Consider the following 19,768-nt stretch of genomic DNA (forward strand, 5'->3'; position numbering starts at 1 on the left):
AGCATTAAAAGAGGCTAAATATGACAACCTTTCGAAAACTGGCAGGCAACATCAATGCCCCGAGCGAGTCAAAGGAAGCCTCTTCGCTTGATGTATGGTTCAAACAGGTTGCCGATATCCCCATTAAGGATCTGTCTGTAAAAGACCTGTGTCGCGCTATCCGGCAGGGCTTATATATTGACTTGTTGATACCGAGAGTAATGGCAGTATTGACTGCAGACCCTCTGGCTGGTGAGTATTATGATGGTGAATTAATTTCCGCCTTATCGATGATAAAAGAAAAGGATATAAAAGATCATAAGGATGTTTTCATCGAAATAAAGCAACTTCTTAATGAGGTTACGTCATCAAACATTGATAATGATTTAATAAAAGACATTGAAAAAATAAATAAGATATTCATATAACGACTTCACTGAGGAACGCGTAGCATTTTTGACCCTGAATAAGAGAAGGCGCAATACGCGGGCTGGATAACCATGCAGATTGAAACGTGTGGCTATCAAACCAAACGCGCCTTTTTCAACGATATGAAAAAACGTGGTATTCCCCTGCTGGATAACGTTATCACCTTCTCTCCGTCGCGCTATGAGGATGGGGAAGAACTGAAGGTGATGGCATAGAGGATGTTATTTTATCAACGGATAGCCATCTGCTGAAATTGGTGCGGGTTTATGTCTGGCCCTCAGCCGTTGTAAAAGTTAAAAAAATGAGTGCCGCATGGATCAGGCCGCCGCCTGCCCCTGAAACCTGTTCGGCCTTGCGAAGGCGCTGATAAGATCCAGGCACCTAAAGATCCGATACAATACGACGATAAACCCCTTAATCAGGTTACTCATTCAAGGCTCTGCGCCGCGCGGCCAGCTGAACCCGGCCGGGCCAGGCAGGATGCCTCTACAGGGAGAACGTATGACAGCCAGGCAGGTAATCGGCATCGATCTGGGCACCACCAACAGCGCGGTCGCGCTATGGCGCGATGGGCAAGCGCAGCTTATCGCCAACAAATTCGGCAGCGTGTTAACCCCTTCTGTGGTCGGGCTGGATGACGAGGGCAATCTGCTGACCGGTCAGCCGGCGCTCGATCGTCTCAGCACCCATCCTCATCTGACGCAGGCCAGCTTCAAACGCTATATGGGCACTGAAGTGACGCTGACGCTGGGCCATCAAACCTTCCGTGCCGAAGAACTCTCCGCCATTTTATTGCGTCAGCTGAAAGAAGATGCGCAAAGCTGGCTCGGTCAGCGTATCGAAGACGCGGTGATTACCGTCCCCGCCTACTTTAATGACGTGCAGCGGCGCGCGGTGAAAACCGCCGGCGAACTGGCGGGCCTTAACGTGCGGCGTCTGTTAAATGAGCCGACGGCCGCCTCGCTGGCGTTCGGGCTGCTGGAAAACCGCGAGCAAAAATACCTCACTTTCGATTTAGGCGGCGGCACCTTCGACGTCTCGGTTATCGATATGTTTGAAGGCGTGGTTGAAGTGCGCGCCAGTAGCGGCGATGTGCAGCTGGGCGGCGATGATTTTAACGAGGCGATCTGTCAGTGGATGCTTAATCAGCAGCCAGATTTAAAAGCGGCGTTGCCGGCGGTGAAGCCTGCCTTGCTGGAGCAGGCCGGCCGGCTGAAGCGTGCCCTGAGCCAGGCACCGCAAGCCAGCGTCGAGCTGTTATGGCAGGCACAAACCTGGCGCTGGACGCTGGATGAGGAGCAGCTTGGCCGCTGCTGCCAGCCGCTGATCGCCCGCCTGCAGCAGCCGGTCATGCAGGCGCTGCACGATGCGCGCTTCTCGCTACAGGATCTCGATCATGTGCTGCTGGTCGGCGGCGCGACGCGCATGCCGCTGGTACGCCAGGCGGTGGCGCGCCTGTTTGGCCGCTTCCCCCGTCACGACCTGCACCCCGATGAAGCGGTCGCGCTGGGCGCCGGGGTACAGGCGGGCATGGTGATGAAAGATGCGGCGATCGAAGATGTTATTCTCACCGATGTGATGCCGTTTTCGCTTGGCGTGGAAACGGCAAAAGAGAGCCCCGGCGGGCTGGAGAGCGGCTTTTTTCTGCCGCTGATTGAGCGCAACACCTGGCTGCCGGTCAGCAAAAGCAAAACGGTCAGCACCGTGGCCGATAATCAAACCTGCGTGCTGCTGAAAATTTATCAGGGCGAAGGGCGACGGGTAAAAGATAATGTCTATCTTGGCGAGATGAACATTGAAGTACCGCCGCGCAGGGCAGGCGAGGTTGCGCTGGAGATTCGTTTTACCTATACGCTGGATGGCCTGCTGGAGATCGAATGTCAGCAGCTCGATAGCCCGAACCGCTCCCGGTTGGTGATCGAGAAGGTGCCGGGGCAGATGACGGCGGCGCAAATCGAGCAGAGCCTGCAAAAGCTGAACGACCTTAAGCGTCACCCGCGCGATCGTCAGGAAAACCGCGATCTGCTGCTGCGCGGCTCGCGTCTGTTTGAGCGGCTGCTGGGTGAGGAGCGCGCCTGGATCGATAACGTTATGAGCGTCTTCGAGCAGGCGCTCGACAGCCAGGATGAACGACGTATCGCGGACGTACGCCAGAAGGTTTGCGAAGCGCTGGCGTCTTTTGATGAGACATTATTGTGATGAACAGCTGGCAGATTTTGGGCATCGAGCCCACCGGCGATGAAACCGCGATCCGTCGCGCCTATGCGCGCCAGCTGAAAACCTGCCGCCCGGACAGCGATCCGGAAGGGTATCAGCGGCTGCGCGAGGCGTTTGAGTGGGCGAAAAGCAGCGCCGGCACGCCTCAGCCCGTTGAGGCTGACGCCTTCCCCGATAACACCCTGCCCGTTGAGGCTGACGCCTTCCCCGATAACATCCTGCCCGTTGAGGCGGCGGACGGCCAGCTGTCTGAAGCAAACAGCACGGAGGCGGCCTATCCATCCGTAAACCCCGGGTTTGACGTCGCCAGCGATCAAGATCGCGTCGCGCCTGCTGCTTTCTCGCCGCTGCCCGCGCCGGTTTATACCCCGGAAGAGATGCAGGCGCTGGCCGCCGGGCTGGTGAACGAAGGTAACGGAAAACTTACTGCGCTTGAGGCGCTTTTGCAGCGGGTAAGTTGTGCAGGCAGCCTGATACAACAGCAGCAGTTTCATCAGGATCTGGCTGCGGCGCTGGCGGAGCAGCCGGGGTTAACAGCGTGGCTGGTGGAAAAAGTCAGCGAGGCGTTACAGTGGGGCCTGGATCAATACAGCAGCAGCTATCTGGTGCCGGAAGCGCTGCAGGAAGCGCTTTATGCGCAAATTCGCGCCACCGAGCGAGAGCGGGCATGGCATGAGGTGAAAAATGAATCGCTGCACGGCGATCTCTCCACGCGTCTGGCGCTGGGGCTGCTGTGCGGCGATCGCGCCGCCGCGCCGTTCTGGGTGCGTCTGGGACCGGGGCTTATCACGAAAATGACGCAGCAGGTCAATGCGCTTTACGTCACCTTTCCTGAGCTGGTGCAGCGGTTTAATCCTGCGATGCTTGAGTTTATTCGCGCGCGCCGCTGTGCGTTGAGCTGGCAGGGCCTGTTTCTGCTGGCGTTCTGGGCTGCGATCTTTCCTCTGGCGCTCTCCGGCTCGCCGCCGGGCTTGCCAGTCGGGCCGATCGCGTTCGCGCTTGTCGTCTATTACCTCTTCCTCAGCGATCTGATCCTGATGGCGCTACAGCGCAGGCCGTGGCTGATGGGGATATTTATCCTGCTGGATTGCCTGGTGTCGGTGGCGTTGTTAGCGGCTTTGTTGGTTGGCGTGCTGGTGCTGACCATTAACCACAGCGCCGCGAAAGGAGAAGGCTTTTCCGGCATGACGCCACTGTTTATCATGCTGATTGAAGGGCTGGTTCTCTGGTCAGTCTGGTCGAAACAGGCACCCGGCCTTCGACGTCCGGGCATCGCCGTCGCGCAGCTGTTCAGCAGCCCCTGGCGCCTGCTGGCAACGCTGGATTTTAGCCTGGTGAGCTATCCGCTTATCGCCGTTTATGCCATCTTCTGCTGCCTGTTGCTGGATGCGCTACTGAATCTCGCTGCCGGCTTGTATGGCTAACGGCGCGCGTTAAACGTCTGCGTGGCCGTTATAAAAAAGCCCGGCTTTACGCCGGGCTTTTGCTTTTTTACTCACATCGCTTAACGCGGTCTGCGTGCCAGCAGGGTGGCGAAGCGCAGCTTAATGCGGTTGCCCTGGGCATCGGTCTTGTGCAGCGCGCCGGGGTTCTCGTTGTACTTCAGAATATCCCAGCCGTCGTAATAGCCGAGCAGCTCGCTGCGGCTAAAGGTAAACGGGAACGGCATCGGGCAGGGATAGTCTGGCGTACTCATCGCCGCGACGATCAGATTATGGCCGCCCGGCGCGGTTGCCTGCTGCATCTGAGCAATCAGGCCCGGAATGGTCTCCGGCTGCAAAAACATCATCACTACGGTCGACAGAATAAAATCGTACTGCTGTTCAATGGTGACCTGATTGAGATCGCACTGGCGCAGGCGGATATGCGCCAGCGCCTCGGTGTTGATGATCTGCTGCAGGCTGCTCAGACTGTCGCTGTTTTTATCCCAGCCCTCGACATCGAAGCCGCGCTGCTGCAGATACAGGACGTTACGGCCGTTGCCGCAGCCGAGATCCAGCGCGCGGCCCGGCGCAATGTGTTCCGCCGCCTCCACCACTTCCGAATGGGTCGGCGTCAGCTGATAGCGCTTGTGGTAGTAATCCTCCGGCTTGCAGTAGAGCGCCAGCTGGCACTCCACGTCCGGGCTGAAGGCGGTGACGCGATGCCACTGCTGCGGTGCCAGGCGCGGCGGCTGCGACGCAGCGTTGAGCGTTAGCGTCTCCACCGTCTCGCCGCGCTCGGTAAGCAGGGCGAGATCGAGCGTGCCTTTATACACTTTCGGCTGCGCCCAGCAGCCTGGCTCGGTGCGGTAAGGATCGCGCCAGAGCGGCGGCAGCGTGGCGCTGTCCCATAGAGGCAGCGTTTGATAACACATCAGGTCAGTCATACTTTACTCCGTGATTAACGGGTGAGCTGTTTCAGCAAGGGAAGCGCCTGCTTCATATGATCTTCACTGACCACGAACGCTTTTAGCTGTCCGGCGGCGTCCAGCCCTTTCGCCACGATGCCCGCGCTGCTGAACTGCATTTCCCAGTTCAGATCGGCGTCGCCGGCGCTGCCGGCCAGGTGCAGCGGCAGGTCGGGCGTTTTGATCCTGACCAACATCGCCGGTAGGCTCAGGCGGGTGCTATTGCCAGTGAGGTTTTTCGCCAGCGTCATCGCCGCCAGCTGCGCCGGCTGCAGGTAAGGCATCAGCTTGCCCTGAATCTCGGCGCAGTCGCCGAGCGCGAAAATATCGGGATGCGAGGTGGTCAGGCGATCGTCCACTACGATGCCGCGCCGCGTCGCCAGCCCCGCCTGCTGCGCCAGCGCGATATTCGGACGCAGGCCGATGGCGCAGACCGCCGCGTCGCAGGCGATCTGCTGGCCATTGCTCAGCGTGGCGACCAGCGTATCGTGATGGCGCGCCAGTGCGGAAAGCTCGCAATTAAAGCGCATCTCCACGCCCGCCTGCGTCAGACGATGCTGCAGGCGGCCGCTGATCTCCGGCGGCATCAGCGCCGAGAGCAGGCTGCCGCTGCGATCCACCAGCGTGACCTGTTTGCCGGCGCGGTTGAGATCCATCGCCAGCTCGGTGCCGATCAGCCCGCCGCCGATCAGCAGCACACGCTTCGCGTCCTGCAGGCTCTCTTCGCAGCGGCGATACTCCTGCTGGCTGTTCAGGGTGTACATCAGCTCGCTGCCGCTGACCGGCGGCACCAGCGCTTCCGCGCCGGTGGCCAGTACCAGTTTGCCGAAGGTAAAGTCGCCCGCCGTGGTCTCAATGCGGTGCGCGGCGGCATCGATGCGCGTCACCCGCGTATGCGGGTGCAGCATCACGTTGTTTTTCTCCGCGTACTCGGCGGCGGTCACGCGGGTCAAATCATCGGCCCGCTGGCCCAGCGAAAAGACGTGGCTCAGTTCCGGCTTGTGATATTCATCGCAGCTGTCGGCGGCGATCAGGCGGATAGGCACCTCTTGATTCTGCTGACGCAGGTTCTTAATTAGCTGTCGGGCGGCAAAGCCGGAGCCGATAATCACGATCTCAGACATAGCATTAGCCCTCATAGGGGTCGAAAACGTCTTTGCCCATGCCGCATTCCGGGCAGAGGAAATCTTCCGGCACATCCGCCCAGGCGGTGCCCGGCGCCACATCCTGAGAATCTTCGCCGGTCGCCGGGTCATAAACCCACAGGCAGACGCTGCAGATCATCTTCTGCCCGGTATCGCCCGCTGCGGCGGCGGCGCTTTCCGGCGCGGCGCTAACCGCCACATCGAGCGCGGCGGCAGGCGCAACGGCCGCTTCCGGCTGCGCGGCTTTCTGCGGCAGCGGCGACAGTGCCCACTGGCGGGCGATGCTGCGGCCATGCTCGCGGCACGCTTCCAGCGCGTTGCCGTCCGGACGCCATTTGGTTTTCAGGCTGAGCGACATCTCGAAGCCCGCGTCCTGCAGACGGGTGGAGAGGCGATCGACCGCGCCGCCGCTCCAGCCGTGCGAGCCGAAGGCGCTGGCGCGTTTGTTGCGGAAGCGCAGGCCGGTCATCTCTTCTACCAGGCCGGCGATTTTCGGCATCATCACGTTGTTCATGGTGGAGGTGCCCACCAGCACGCCTTTGGAGCGGAAAACATTGGTCAGGATTTCGTTTTTGTCGCTGCGCGCCACGTTGAAGATTTTCACCGCCACACGCGGGTCGACTTCGGTAATGCCCTGCGCGATAGCATCGGCCATCATGCGGGTGTTGTTGGACATGGTGTCGTACAGGATGGTGATGCGATCTTCCTGATAGTCCGCCGCCCATTTCAGATACAGCTCGACAATCTGCGTCGGGTTGTCGCGCCAGACTACGCCGTGTGAGGTAGCGATCATGCTGACCGGCAGATTGAAGCCGAGGATTTCAGTAATTTTCGGCGTGACCAGGCGGCTGAATGGCGTCAGGATATTGGCGTAGTAGCGTTGGCACTGTTCAAACAGCTCCGCCTGATCCACTTCGTCATTAAACAGATGCTCGTCGCAATAGTGCTGGCCGAAGGCGTCGTTGCTGAATAGCACCGCATCGTCGGTCATGTAGGTCATCATACTGTCCGGCCAGTGCAGCATCGGCGTTTCCACGAAGATCAGCTTTTTGCCGTTGCCGATATCGAGCGTGTCGCCGGTTTTCACCACGTGGAAGTTCCATTCCGGATGGTGGTGGTGGCCGTTAATCGAATCGATGGCGTTTTCGGTGCAGTAGATCGGCGTGTCAGGAATGCGCGCCATCAGCTCGGTGAGCGCGCCGGCATGATCCTCTTCCGCATGGTTGATGATGATGTAATCGATCTTATCGAGATCGATCTCCTGCATCAGGTTCATCACAAAATCACGGCTGAATTTATGGTCAACGGTATCGATCAGCACGTTCTTCCCTTCACGGATCAGGTAGCTGTTGTAGCTGCTGCCTTTCAACGTTTTATATTCGGTACCATGAAAGTCACGTACTTCCCAGTCGCGTTGGCCCACCCAGGTAATATTGTTCTTAACGTGAATGCTCATCTTGGTTCCTTAACAGGTTCATAAAGTTATCCTGTTATTGCATGCGCTGTGCCAACTTTTATTTAATTGATTTTAAAGGTTTTTATTTTTGAAGGTTGTCTTAATGACAATTAATAGCTATTGTTATTTTGACAATGTATTGTGGAAACGACAGCATGACGATATCCGTAGAGAACCTGGCCGCGCTGGCGGTTGAGATCCAGAACGGCCTTTCACGTCCCGATCGCTTTAACCGCATGATCGGCAGCATTCATCATCTGTTGCAGTGCGACGCTACCGCGCTGCTGCGCTATGAGGCGCAGCATTTTCGTCCGCTGGCGACGGCGGGGCTGGCGCCGGATGTCATGGGGCGGCGCTTTAAAATCGAGGCGCATCCACGGCTGGAGGCGATCGCGCGCGCCGGTGACGTGGTGCGTTTTCCCGCCGACAGCAGCCTGCCCGACCCTTACGACGGGCTGATCCCCGACCAGCAAGAGCTGCATGTTCACGCCTGCGTCGGGCTGCCGCTCTTTTCCGGGCAGAACCTGATCGGCGCGCTGACGCTGGACGGCATGAACGCCAGCCAGTTTGACGACTACAGCGACGAAGAGCTGCGCGTGGTGGCGACGCTGGTCGGCAGCGCGCTGAATAACGCGTTGCTGCTGGAGCAGCTGGAGCAGCCGGGCAGTGTGCTGACGCTGGGCGGCCCGCGCCGCAGCGAGACGGAAGAGAGCGAAATGATCGGCGATTCCGCGCCGATGCAGCAGCTGAAGAAAGAGATCGCGGTGGTGGCGCCGACCGATCTTAACGTGCTGATCGCCGGTGAAACCGGCGTGGGCAAAGAGCTGGTGGCACAGGCGCTGCATCGCCAGTCGGCGCGCGCCGCCAGCCCGCTGATCTACCTTAACTGCGCGGCGCTGCCGGAGACGGTGGCGGAGAGTGAACTGTTCGGCCATGTTAAAGGGGCGTTCACCGGCGCGGTTCACGATCGCACCGGCAAGTTTGAGATGGCCGACAACGGCACGCTGTTTCTTGATGAGATCGGCGAGCTGCCGCTGGCGTTGCAGGCAAAACTGCTGCGCGTGTTGCAGTATGGCGATCTGCAGCGGGTAGGGGAGGACAGGCCTCTGAAGGTGGACGTGCGCATTCTGGCGGCCACCAACCGCGATCTGCGCCAGGCGGTGGCGGATGGGGTGTTCCGCGCCGATCTCTACCATCGCCTCAGCGTTTTTCCGTTACAGGTGCCGGCGCTGCGCGATCGCGGCGAGGATATCATTCTGCTGGCGGGCTACTTCTGCGAAAAATGCCGGGTGAAGTTCGGCCTGCAGCATATCGCCCTGAGCGCGGCGGCGCGCGCCATGCTGAGCCGCTACCCATGGCCGGGTAATATCCGTGAGCTGGAGCATGCGATCTATCGCGCCACCATCGTGGCGCAGGCGGACGCGCGCGCCGGCGATATTTTGCTGATGCCGCATCATTTTTCGCTGGATAACGGCGCGGAAGCGGCGGAGGCGCCACCGCCCACCGAGGCAGTGCCGCAGCAGAATTTGCAGGACGCCACGCGCGATTTCCAGCGCCAGTATATCCTGCGCGCCCTGCAGGCCAGCGATAATAACTGGGCCGCCTGCGCGCGTCGCCTGGAGATGGATGCGGGCAACCTGCACCGTCTGGCGCGTCGGCTGGAGTTGAAATAGAGAGATAAGGCGGCGTCGGCACGGCCTTTCCGCCGTGCGGTTTGTTAGGGGAAAAGATAACGCGGTGCCGTTACGCAATCATTTAACTTATTGAAAAATATGTAAAAATTAACTTTACGTCGGCGTCAGTATGGGTATTATTTGGGCATTCAGAGGACGAACTGCAATGCAAGGATGCACCTGTGCCGCTACATGGAAAATTTGTTATTAACGATGCGGATTACGCTCCGTTGACGATATATGGCGTCGGCGTGTTTATGGCCTGGTCGGGAGATCAACACTGTCGCAATAAAAACGGATGCTTTGATGTGCCTGATAAAGGTCCGCTACCGCCGGGAAAATACTGGATTGTGGACCGCGCATCCGGCGGGGCGGGGGCGATCGCCAAAGCGCTGGCGAAAGATACCATTAACGGCTTCCTGGGCAATCCTTCTAACCATTGGGAGTGGTTCGCGCTTTATCGGGATGACGGCAAGATAGATGACTTCACCTGGATTAACGACGTGCGGCGCGGCCAGTTTCGCTTTCACCCCGCCGGCGGACGGGGGCTGTCAATGGGCTGCATCACCCTGCTGCATAAGTCGGATTTTCAGCTGATCCGCACGCTGCTTCGGCATACCAATAAAGTGAGCGTCCCGCGCGCCGGGGGCTTTTATCCTATGGCACTATCGAGGTGATCGGCAATGGCGACAGTTGTCCGTAAACGCTGGCGGATCCTGCTATTTAGCGCGCTGTTTCTGTTTTCGCTGCGCTTTATTCACCCTTATCCGATCGTTTTTACCCGTCGGCAAACCGACTGGCTGATTACCCTTTCAGACAGGCTCGGCTTTTGCGATCCGGAAATGTGTTATTTAACCGGCGTGTTGCTGATCAATACCCTGATAACCTGCACTCTCTATTTTATCGTGACGTGCGCATGGAAACGCTGGCGGCAAAGGAAGACGACAAACGGCTAAACGCGGGCGGATTATCTTGTTTATCGTGGTGTATCTGTTTTCGCTGCGCTTTATTCATCCTTATTCGGTGCAGCCCACCATTAAACAGGCAGGCCAGCTCACCCGAACCGCCAACCGCCCGGGCTTTCACCATCCAGAAATGTTTTATCTGCTGGCGGTAATGCTGATTAACGCCCTTATTACGCTGGCGCTCTGCGCTATTTTGCTACGCCTCTGGCAACGCTGGCGCAAAAGGAAAGCCAAAAAGTGATAAAAATGAACCAAGAGCGCTATTTACTTTATGCGCTAACTGTAATCGACAACCAGCCTGTTACCCGTATCACATAAAGTAAAAAACATAAGAGTTTAATCAGATCCCGCAATTGTTGCCGCCCGCCTGGCTTCTTATAACTGCTCTTCAGGGCCACGGAAGGTGTTCCTCTCAGGCGAACAAGGCGGACAACCATGCGTGCAACCTTATCGGTTAAAGAAAAAATCAGCTACGGGCTCGGCGATATGGCCAGCCATATCGGGCTGGAAAACGTCATTATCTTTCTCACCTTCTACTATACCGACGTCGTCGGCCTGCCCGCAGTCTTCGTCGGCACGCTGTTTCTGCTGGCGCGCGTCGCCGATGCGATCGTCGATCCGGCGATGGGGCTGATCGCTGACCGCACCCGCACGCGCTGGGGGCGTTTTCGGCCGTGGCTGCTCTGGCTGGCGGTGCCGTTCGGCATCAGCTGCCTGCTGATTTACGCCGTGCCGGAATCGCTGTCGCTGAGCGGCAAAATGATCTACGCCAGCGTCACCTACTGTCTGATGATGCTGCTCTATACCGCCATCAATATTCCCTACTGCTCGATGGGCGCCATCATCACCTCCGACGATACCCAGCGTATTTCACTGCAGTCATACCGCTTTTTCCTCGCCACCCTTGGCGGCGCGATGTCTACCTTTCTGATGATGCCGCTGGCGCAGTGGATCGGCGGCGGCAACAAGCTGGACGGCTACTTCGGCGCGATGGCGATTATGGCGAGCCTGGCGGCGCTGATGTTTCTGCTCTGCTTTTTCAACACGCGCGAGCGCGTCAGCGCCCACGGCAGCCACGAAAATTTCCTTGCCGACCTGCGCGACCTGCTGCGCAACGATCAGTGGCGCGTGGTCGCGCTGCTGGTGTTCTGCAACATCGCCTTTGGCGTAGTGCGGCTCGGCGCGATGATGTATTACGTTACCTACTACCTTGGCGACGCCAGCCTGTTTATGTGGCTGCTGGCGGCGCATATCGTCGGCAAAAGCGTCGGCAGCGGGATGGCGAAATGGATGACGCGCCGTCGCAGCAAGCTGCAGGCCTTTACGCTCAGCGCGGTCATATGCGGCCTGCTCAGCATCAGCATTCTGTTTATGCCGGCGTCGCTGCCGCTGCTGGTGGCGATGACCTTTGTCGTCTCCAGCTTCTACCAGGTCACCACCACGCTGATGTGGGTGATGATGTCGGACGTGGTGGACTACGGTGAATACCGTCAGGGTAAACGCATGGACGGCACTGTGTTCTCCACGTTACTGGCGGTGCTGAAAATGGGCATGGCGGTCAGCGGTGCGATTGTCGGCTGGACGCTCGGTCTCAGCGGCTATGTCGCCCAGGCGCCGCAGCAGAACGGCAGCGCCATGCTGGCGATTATCGCGCTCTTCTCTCTCATTCCCGGCGTGCTGTCCCTGTTAAGCGCGCTTACCATGCGCTGGTATCGGCTGAACGACGACACCATGCGCGAAATTAACCAGCACAAAACGGCGGCGGCGACGCAGAACGACAGCAGCGCGGGCGCCCTTCAGCCACAGGAGTTGTCATGAGTGAATTACGGGCGGAACAGCAGCGCATTATCTGGCGCTTCGATCGGCAAACGCTGATTGTCGAACCCTGGGGAGAGAATAGCCTGCGGGTGCGCGCCAGCTGCCAGCCGCAAATAGCGGACACCGACTGGGCGCTGCTGCCGCCCGGCGTACAGGCGGCGGAAATCAGCCAACAGGGCGAATCCCTTAGCCTGCGCAACGGCAAGATCACCGCCACGCTTAACCCGCGCGGCCAGCTCGCCTTCTACAATCAGCGCGGCGAACTGCTGCTGGAGGAGTTCTGGCGGCAGCGCACCACGGTCGGCATCGGCGCGACGGAAAAAAGCCAGGATAAATATATCAGCGCGCTCAAGCTGGACGGCCGCGAGTTTCGTCCGATTCCCGGCGGCAAATATCAGCTGACGGTGCGCTTCGAAGCGCGACGCGACGAAAAAATTTACGGTATGGGGCAGTATCAGCAGGCGGGGCTGGATCTTAAAGGCTGCACGCTGGAGCTGGCGCAGCGCAACTCGCAGGCCAGCGTGCCCTTTATGCTCTCCAGTCTCGGCTATGGCCTGCTGTGGCACAACCCGGCGATCGGCGAGGCGACCTTCGGGAAAAACCTCACCCGCTGGCAGGCGCAGGTCACCGACCAGATGGATTACTGGATCACCGCGGGCGACGAACCGGCGCAGATCCTGCGTCAGTATGGGCGCGCCGTGGGCACCGCGCCGCCGATGCCTGCCTTCGCCACCGGCTTCTGGCAGTGCAAGCTGCGTTATCGCACCCAGCAGGAGGTGCTGGAGGTGGCGCGCGAGTACCGGCGGCGACAGCTGCCGCTCTCGGTGATCGTCATCGACTTTTTCCACTGGACGAACCAGGGGGACTGGTGCTTCGACCCGCGCGACTGGCCCGATCCCAAAGCGATGACGGCGGAGCTGAAGGCAATGGGCATCGAAACCATGGTGTCGGTCTGGCCGACGGTTGACAGCCGCAGCGCCAACTATGCGCGCATGAAATCGCAGGGGCTACTGGTCAACAGCGATCGCGGCGTGTCGGTCAACCTCGATTTTCTCGGCAATACCACCTTTTTCGACGCCACCCATCCCGCCGCGCGCGCCTTTGTCTGGCAGGAAGTGAAGCGTAACTATTACGATCTCGGCATCCGCACCTTCTGGCTGGATGAGGCGGAGCCGGAGTACCGTGCCTACGATTTTGATAACTACCGCTACCATCTGGGGCCGGTGCTGGAGGTAGGGAACATCTACCCGCAGAAGTTCGCTCAGGGTTTTTATGAAGGCTTACAGCAGCAGGGAGAAACGGAGATCGTCAACCTGGTGCGCTGCGCCTGGGCTGGCAGCCAGCGCTACGGCGTGCTGGCGTGGTCAGGCGATGTTCACTCCTCGTTTCATGCGCTGCGCAATCAGTTCTCCGCCGGATTGAATATGGCGATGGCGGGTATGCCCTGGTGGACCACCGATATCGGCGGCTTTCAGGGCGGTAACGTCGAGGATCCCGCCTTTCACGAGCTGCTGATCCGCTGGTTCCAGTGGGCGGTCTTCTGTCCGGTGATGCGCCTGCACGGCTATCGCGAGCCACAGGTGGCGCCGCCGGAAGCGTGGCGCGACGGCATCGCTCAGTGCAACAGCGGCTCGCCGAATGAGGTCTGGAGCTACGGCGAGGAGAACTATCAGCTGATGAAGGCGTGCCTGCTGTTGCGCGAGCGCCTGCGCCCCTATATCGACAGCCTGATGCGGCAGGCGCATGAGCAGGGCGATCCGGTGATGCGTCCGCTGTTCTATCACTACCCGCAGCAGGCGGAAAGCTGGCAGGTTGAGGATCAGTATCTGCTCGGGCGCGATCTGCTGGTGGCGCCGGTGCTGCGCGCCGGGGAGCGCGAGCGTCGCGTCTGGCTGCCGGCGGAAGAGAGCTGGATTGCACGCAACGGCGAACGCTATCAGGGCGGGCAGTGGCTGCAGATGGCGGCGCCGCTGAGCGAGATCCCGGCATTGGTGCGCGTTGGCGCGGAGGAATCGCTGCTGGCGGCGCTGCAGACACGCTGATAACGGGCGACGCGTCAGGCCGCTGCGCGGCGGATGTCAATGTGGGCGGCGGCCGCCGTAACCTACCGGCTAAACGGGCGCATCGCCTGAGGGGCAGACTCGGGCGATCGGCTCCGTTTCAGGTAATCAGCGGCGGCTCAGGCGATCGGCTCCATCCCGGACGATCGGGCCTGCTTTGGACGATCGATGCCGCCTCGGGCGATCGCGCCTGCTTTGCGCGATCGGCGCCGTCTCGAACGATCTTTTCCGCCTCAGGCGATCAGCTCCGCCAGAAAGTCGCCCAGCGCCTTACGCGGGTCATCCTCTTCAGAAACGATCATCTCGATACCCCACTGGCCCAGCACCTCTTTCGCCACCGGATTATTGCGGTTGGTAAACAGATAAGAGGTTGGACGGGCGGAGGCGAGACCGGTGCGGCCCCACATCTTGGTCAGGCGGTAGAACAGCAGGCGAATATTGAAATCACTGATGCTGTAGCCGACAAACAACACTGAATTGCCCATGACGTCGTGCGTCAGCTTGATATCCAGCGGCGAATCGAAATAGAGCCGCTCAAAGTAGCTACTTTCATCCAGCACGATAGAGGTATCGTCATCGAAATCGCCGTGCAGCTTGATGATATGGCGGCGGCTTTCATCAAGCGACACCAGATCGGCGGCGTTCGCCACCTTGTAGTAGGGCACCCGGTGCGCCTCGTGCGCCATCTCCAGCCAGCGATCGTAGTTGGTGGTGTAGATGCGCGAGAAGCGCCCCTGGGTGATCATGGTATGGATTTCAGAGGAGCGCACGTCAATATCGGGCCGGTGCCATTCGCGATCCATCCAGCTGCGCAAGGGGCCCAGCGAGCCTTTTTTCTGCTTGTAATATTCCGCCAGCGACAGGTGAGTGCCGTAAGCGTTGAAGATTTTCGGGTCGTAGCCCAATTCGTTAGCCAGATGCGCGATCAGCTCATGCCACTCCGGCAGGCCCAGATTGCGCGAAACGCCCGCCCCGGCGAACAGGATCAGTTTCCCGGCGTCATAGGCGCGTTTCAGTTCGGGTTTCATGGCACGTTCCTTGCGGTTTTCAGAAAGGCGGCAAAGCGATCCAGTGCCAGACGGCGCATGGAGATCTCATGCTTGAGTTCGCCCATCTCGGCGAAGGTCTGCGTATGGCCTTCCGGCATAAAAATGCAGTCCCAGATAAATTCACGCGGGCCGGCCGGCGCGACGATTTTGCCGCGCACCTCGCCGGCGAACTGATACATCTTGCGTCCGTCGCAGTAGCCCAGCACGGTTTTGGCGGTGGCCTGCTGGCTATCCAGCGCCTGCACCAGCGCGGTAAAACGTTCGGCGTCGAGCCGGTTCCAGAAAATGCGCGTCAGCCCCGCGGGCAGGCCGTTCAGCCCATCCAGATAGAGGCCGGTATGCTCCACGAACAATGGGCGGCCAATCAGCGAGAACGCTTTGGTGAGCTTATCGCGCACCAGCTCCACTTCATCTTCTGTCTGTATCTCTTCGATGCGGCACGCAACGGGAAGCACCTCGACGCCAATCGGCCCCAGGATTTTGCGCACCTCGTCCAGCTTTAGCTCATTGCTGGAAAGAAACCGTATTTTCATGCTTCACCCAGTATTATGTCAGCCGGTAGGGTTATGATTATGCGCGCAAAGAAGCGCCTACCGGTGTCAGACAGTGTAGACCAGACGGGCGGGACGATCAGCCAGATAAATAGCCTGAAGGAAGGGAAAAGAGGGCGCCGGGCGACCGCCCGACGCCGGTCGATCAGTAGCCGGTTTCCTGTTTCTCCAGCGTGGTTTCGCGCGCTTTGACAAACTCAGCCGCGCGTTTGCCCGCCAGGAAGGCGTGGTCGGAATTGTAATATTCCCATTCGCTGTAGCGGCCCGACAGCAGGATATCCTGCTGCAGCAGCCAGTCGCGGATCAGAGCGATACTTGCCTGGCGCGCATGGTCATAAACGACGTAGGCGTAAGGAATATCCACCTGATTGGCGGTGATGATCGGGTCGTCGGCGTTGATCATTCCCACTGCGATACACTCCTGAATGCAGCGCTGGATCAGCGCCTCGCCATCTACCGGCAGCGGCTTATCGGGCGAATAGCTGATTTCGCAGGTCAGGCCGCAGCCGCCGGGCGGGTTGCAGAAGGGGCTGGCGTTGCCCTGTACAAAAATGCGGTGGAACAGCGTCTCGCCCGGATAGTAGATCCAGTGTTTTTCCGTCAGGTCGGCGCGGCCCACGCCGATGTTGACGCAGCGGATAGAGACATGACGCAGCTTCGCCGCCGCATCGTGGATCTCCTGCGGCGCCTCATCGCCGATCAGCTTAATCAGCTGTGGCAGCGGCATGGTGCTGATCAGCTGATCGTAGCGGTAGCGACGGCCGTCGGTCAGCACCGCGATATGCTGTTCCGGGTGCAGCGCCGCCAGCGTGCTGTTGGTCTCCAGTTCGCAGGTCAGGTGCGGCAGGAAGCCATGCATCAGCGCCTGGAAGCCCCCTTTCAGCGGATAGCCGAAGCGGGCGTTCGGTCCCATCGGTTTTTCCAGTGGTGCCAGCGCACCTTCGACAATCTGCGCCAGGTCGGGCAGCGGCACGCGTCCGCCAAGCCAGGAGGTTTCCATTTCGCTCAGCGGCAGCGTCCAGAGCTTTTTGTTGTAGGGCACGGCAAAATGTTTGGCGATGCCCCGGCCCCAGGTCTTGTAAATAAACTGCTCGAAGTTCTCTGTCTGCCCGCTCTCCTGCGCTACGCACGCTTCGCCATCGGGCACCACGCCGTCGGCGCAGCAGTCGCGGTGCTGCACCAGCGCCGCCGCGTTGGCGGGCGTTGCGGCCGCGTCGCCCGCGATGCCGTAGCGCGCCTCAATGGCGCCGAGAATGCACTCTTTGATCACCTCTGGCGGCAGGCCGTGAAGCGAGCCCTGGAATGGATAGCGGGTCCAGGCGCCGCCGTCGTTGTAGACCCAGGCTTCGCGCATCTGCCAGTGCAGGTTGTCGCCCAGCAGCAGTTCATACAGCTTCAGTACGTACGGATCCTGCGAAAACATGATGTGGCCGGCGTAGTCGAAGGTAAACCCTTTGTCGTTCAGCGAGCGGCACCAGCCGCCCGGCGAGGCATTTTTCTCCAGTACCAGCGCCCCTTTGCCGTAGTGGTAGCCGGCGCTCAGGCCGGTCGGCCCGGCGCCAATAATCAGGCAGGGCAGGGAGGCGAGCTGATCGGCGGCCGGCTTCAGCCGCCGCGTAATCTGCTGCACTTCGTCAGCAATCACCGGCGGCGCGGCCTGAACGGGCGGCTGGCGCGCGGCCTCGGCGCCCTGGCTCATCAACTTGCGCATCTGTGCGGCGGTAGAATCCCATGAGGTGGCGGCAACCACTGCCTGCATGCGCTGCGCCTTCGTTGCGCGCTCCTCCGCGTTCATGACCAGCGCGCGCTCACAGGCACGGACAAACTCTTCCGGGCTGTAGGCGATGGCCACCAGGTCGGAGTAGTGGCGCGCCACATCGGCGATCGCCGTACTGACGATTGGCAGCTGCGCCGCCATATACTCCAGCACCTTGGTCGGGCTAATAAACTGCGTCGAGGCGTTGAGCGCGAACGGCATCAGGCAGACATCCCAGCCGGCAAGGAATTGCGGCAACGCCTCATAGGGCTGCTGGCCCAGCCAGTGAATGTTTGCCCGCTGCGGCAGCGTCGCCGGATCGATTTTCACCACCGGGCCGACCATCACGATCTGCCACTCCGGATGGGCATCGGCCAGCGCCGCCACCAGACTGATATCGAGACGCTCGTCAATGACGCCGTAATAGCCGAGACGCACCGGCGGCAGCGCCTGCTGCAGCGGATGCCCGTTGCTGCGGTCCAGCGCCTGCTCGAAATGGACGGCGTCAACGCTGCTGGGGAAACAGTAGATGGCGTGGTGCTTATTCTTTTTCGCCTCATACAGGCTGGAACCGCCGGTAAACACCAGATCGGCGCGCGCCATCAGCGCCGATTCGCGCTGCTGCAGCTGACGCGGCGCCTGGTTAAAGGCAGAAAGCTCATCCATGCAGTCGTAAATCACTAACGACGGCGTAAAAGGGGTCAGCAGCGGCAGCGCCATCGGGGTATAGAACCAGACGACAGGCTGTTCCTGCTCGTCTACCAGCTCCGTCAGCAGCAGCTGCAGCGTGGCGATCTGATCGTCATGGAAGCCGGGCGCCGCAATCGGCGTATGAGGCTGAACAACGGTGATATTGGGCGCGGGCGTGGAGTAATGGAGCGAGGAGGCCTGCGCGTCATAAATCGGCTCCTCGATAAACAGCACGCGGTAGTGCTGCGCCAGGCGCGACAGCAGGTGTTGCGGACGCTGAAAGACAAATCCCCAGCGCAGGTGGCTAAAAACGATCAGAGTTTTTTGCTGCATACCATTCTCCTTATTCTCCGCTGCCGGAGGAGTAAACGACTGAAAATGTCGTAATGTGCGTTGCGCCTGGCGGAGCGCCACGGCGTAGGGCTGATTGAGTAAACGGAGAAAAGGGTCGGGGCCGTTGCGGTCGAGATCCCAGAGTCCGCTGCAGGGCCAGGCCGATAAATCCTCCCAGCGCGGCCGGTCGATAATCGGGTAAAGGCAGACGCCGTAAAGGGTGACGCCCGCCAGCTGCGCCTGCGCCAGCTGCGCGGTGACGTCCGCTATCCAGGCACCGCGTCCGCTGCCGACGTGGCTGGTTTCGGCAATCAGCAGCGGGCGCTGATAGCGCTGTTGCAGCTCCACCAGCATGGTGTGCAGCGGCTTGCGGCGGCGATCGCCAAGGTGCCAGTGCAGCCGCGCCATCGAAGGCACCTCCCACTGGTTGTCGTGGTAGTAGTTGGCACCGATCAGGTCGAGATAGCGTGGCGCGCCGCCCAGCTCCGGCGCCAGCGTGCCGCGCAGCATGTCCCACGCCTGAAACTGCGCATTGCTGTGCGACTGCGCCGCTTCACGGGCCTCCGGCGTCTCTTCCGTGGCGACGATATGAATCAGGGGATCGCAATGCAGAATGCGCGCGCGGCTGTCCACTTCCCAGAGGGCGTCGCAGCCCGCCAGCGTCGCTCTGATTAACTGACGTTTACAGGCATCGGCAGGGTCATGTTCAGGCAGGTTTGGGCAGGTAAACAGCCCGACGGAGATACCCCAGCTGAGGAAAGAGATTTCGTTGATCGGCGAGTAAACCGGCGTCCGGACGGAGCGCGGCGCGATATAGTCGGCAGCGGCGGCGCAAAAGGCGGCGAAGCGGGGAATAAAATCGTCGGAAAAGAGATGCACATCTTCAGGCCAGCCGTAGTGACACAGCGTCCAGCAGATTTGAATATCATATTCCCGCGCCGCCTCCAGCCGGGCGTCGAGCGAGGAGAAGTCATAACGGCCGTCACGTTCGGTCAGACGCCAGCCCACGCTTTCCCGCACCGTTGAAATATTGAATGCCTTTAGCGCGGCGTAATCTTCTTTTACACGCGCCAGGTGCGCATTGGTTTCATTCATCGACAGCCGTTCGCCGTGCGGATTGATATGATCCGCGCCTTCATAGCCCGCCTGCCAAAATGATGAAAAAGGTGTCATGAACAGTTTCTCCTGCGGCCCTGTCAGTCAACGCATCGCTGACAGCCGCATTCGGTAAAGCAGAACAAAGGCGCGTGGAAAGCGG

The 19,768-nt window shown here is 59.9% G+C and carries 16 protein-coding genes; 10 read left to right on the forward strand and 6 right to left on the reverse strand.

Annotation, left to right across the window (positions count from 1 at the left end):
* Positions 1-20 precede the first annotated feature (20 nt).
* The 4 genes from C2E15_RS05400 (at position 21) to C2E15_RS21965 (ending at position 4,049) form a co-directional block, all read left to right on the forward strand.
* Positions 21-407 (forward strand): contact-dependent growth inhibition system immunity protein, encoded by a 387-nt coding sequence (locus C2E15_RS05400; RefSeq protein ID WP_104956457.1) that lies wholly within the window; start codon positions 21-23, stop codon positions 405-407.
* Positions 408-479: 72 nt separating this feature from the next.
* A complete protein-coding gene (locus C2E15_RS21600; protein WP_167391835.1) occupies positions 480-623 on the forward strand; it encodes a hypothetical protein in 144 nt (47 codons plus the stop codon).
* A 286-nt stretch (positions 624-909) separates the two neighbouring features.
* Entirely contained in the window at positions 910-2,607 is a 1,698-nt protein-coding gene (locus tag C2E15_RS05410; RefSeq protein ID WP_104956458.1) for an Hsp70 family protein, read from the forward strand.
* Complete coding sequence (locus C2E15_RS21965; RefSeq protein ID WP_425438029.1) at positions 2,604-4,049, forward strand: hypothetical protein; 1,446 nt, start codon at positions 2,604-2,606, stop codon at positions 4,047-4,049. The genes C2E15_RS05410 and C2E15_RS21965 overlap by 4 nt, the downstream gene beginning before the upstream one ends.
* 80 nt (positions 4,050-4,129) lie before the next feature.
* On the opposite strand, the gene tehB is transcribed toward C2E15_RS21965, so the two are convergent.
* The 3 genes from tehB to norV are packed head-to-tail and all read right to left on the reverse strand — an operon-like array spanning position 4,130 to position 7,615.
* Complete coding sequence (gene tehB, locus C2E15_RS05420; RefSeq protein WP_104956459.1) at positions 4,130-4,993, reverse strand: SAM-dependent methyltransferase TehB; 864 nt, start codon at positions 4,991-4,993, stop codon at positions 4,130-4,132.
* A 14-nt stretch (positions 4,994-5,007) separates the two neighbouring features.
* Positions 5,008-6,138, reverse strand: a complete 1,131-nt coding sequence (gene norW / locus C2E15_RS05425) for an NADH:flavorubredoxin reductase NorW (RefSeq protein WP_104956460.1) — start codon at positions 6,136-6,138, stop codon at positions 5,008-5,010.
* A gap of 4 nt (positions 6,139-6,142) precedes the next feature.
* Positions 6,143-7,615: an anaerobic nitric oxide reductase flavorubredoxin gene (gene norV, locus C2E15_RS05430; RefSeq protein WP_104956461.1), complete on the reverse strand. Its 1,473-nt coding sequence runs from the start codon at positions 7,613-7,615 to the stop codon at positions 6,143-6,145.
* A gap of 155 nt (positions 7,616-7,770) precedes the next feature.
* Between norV and norR the strand changes: the two genes are divergently transcribed.
* The 6 genes from norR (at position 7,771) to C2E15_RS05460 (ending at position 14,113) form a co-directional block, all read left to right on the forward strand.
* Positions 7,771-9,288 (forward strand): nitric oxide reductase transcriptional regulator NorR, encoded by a 1,518-nt coding sequence (norR, locus tag C2E15_RS05435; RefSeq protein WP_104956462.1) that lies wholly within the window; start codon positions 7,771-7,773, stop codon positions 9,286-9,288.
* Positions 9,289-9,596: 308 nt separating this feature from the next.
* On the forward strand, positions 9,597-9,965 hold the full coding sequence (locus C2E15_RS05440; protein WP_342747476.1) for a DUF2778 domain-containing protein: 369 nt from the start codon (positions 9,597-9,599) through the stop codon (positions 9,963-9,965).
* A gap of 6 nt (positions 9,966-9,971) precedes the next feature.
* Positions 9,972-10,244: a hypothetical protein gene (locus C2E15_RS05445; protein ID WP_104956463.1), complete on the forward strand. Its 273-nt coding sequence runs from the start codon at positions 9,972-9,974 to the stop codon at positions 10,242-10,244.
* Positions 10,245-10,260: 16 nt separating this feature from the next.
* Positions 10,261-10,494: a hypothetical protein gene (locus C2E15_RS05450; RefSeq protein ID WP_104956464.1), complete on the forward strand. Its 234-nt coding sequence runs from the start codon at positions 10,261-10,263 to the stop codon at positions 10,492-10,494.
* Between the two features lie 194 nt (positions 10,495-10,688).
* A complete protein-coding gene (locus C2E15_RS05455) occupies positions 10,689-12,071 on the forward strand; it encodes a glycoside-pentoside-hexuronide (GPH):cation symporter (RefSeq protein WP_104956465.1) in 1,383 nt (460 codons plus the stop codon).
* Positions 12,068-14,113, forward strand: a complete 2,046-nt coding sequence (locus tag C2E15_RS05460; protein ID WP_104956466.1) for a glycoside hydrolase family 31 protein — start codon at positions 12,068-12,070, stop codon at positions 14,111-14,113. Before C2E15_RS05455 ends, C2E15_RS05460 begins: the two co-directional genes overlap by 4 nt.
* A gap of 251 nt (positions 14,114-14,364) precedes the next feature.
* Here the strand turns inward: C2E15_RS05460 and C2E15_RS05465 are convergent, their stop codons facing one another.
* From C2E15_RS05465 to C2E15_RS05475, 3 genes are all read right to left on the reverse strand, one after another.
* Positions 14,365-15,159 (reverse strand): SIR2 family protein, encoded by a 795-nt coding sequence (locus tag C2E15_RS05465; RefSeq protein ID WP_104956467.1) that lies wholly within the window; start codon positions 15,157-15,159, stop codon positions 14,365-14,367.
* Positions 15,156-15,713, reverse strand: a complete 558-nt coding sequence (locus C2E15_RS05470; protein ID WP_104956468.1) for a non-canonical purine NTP pyrophosphatase — start codon at positions 15,711-15,713, stop codon at positions 15,156-15,158. Before C2E15_RS05470 ends, C2E15_RS05465 begins: the two co-directional genes overlap by 4 nt.
* Before the next feature lie 163 nt (positions 15,714-15,876).
* The gene (locus tag C2E15_RS05475; protein WP_104956469.1) at positions 15,877-19,683 is read right to left on the reverse strand and encodes an NAD(P)-binding protein; all 3,807 of its coding nucleotides are present in this window, start codon (positions 19,681-19,683) and stop codon (positions 15,877-15,879) included.
* Between the last annotated feature and the right edge of the window lie 85 nt (positions 19,684-19,768).

This window comes from Mixta gaviniae (assembly GCF_002953195.1).
Classification (GTDB): Bacteria; Pseudomonadota; Gammaproteobacteria; order Enterobacterales; family Enterobacteriaceae; genus Mixta; species Mixta gaviniae.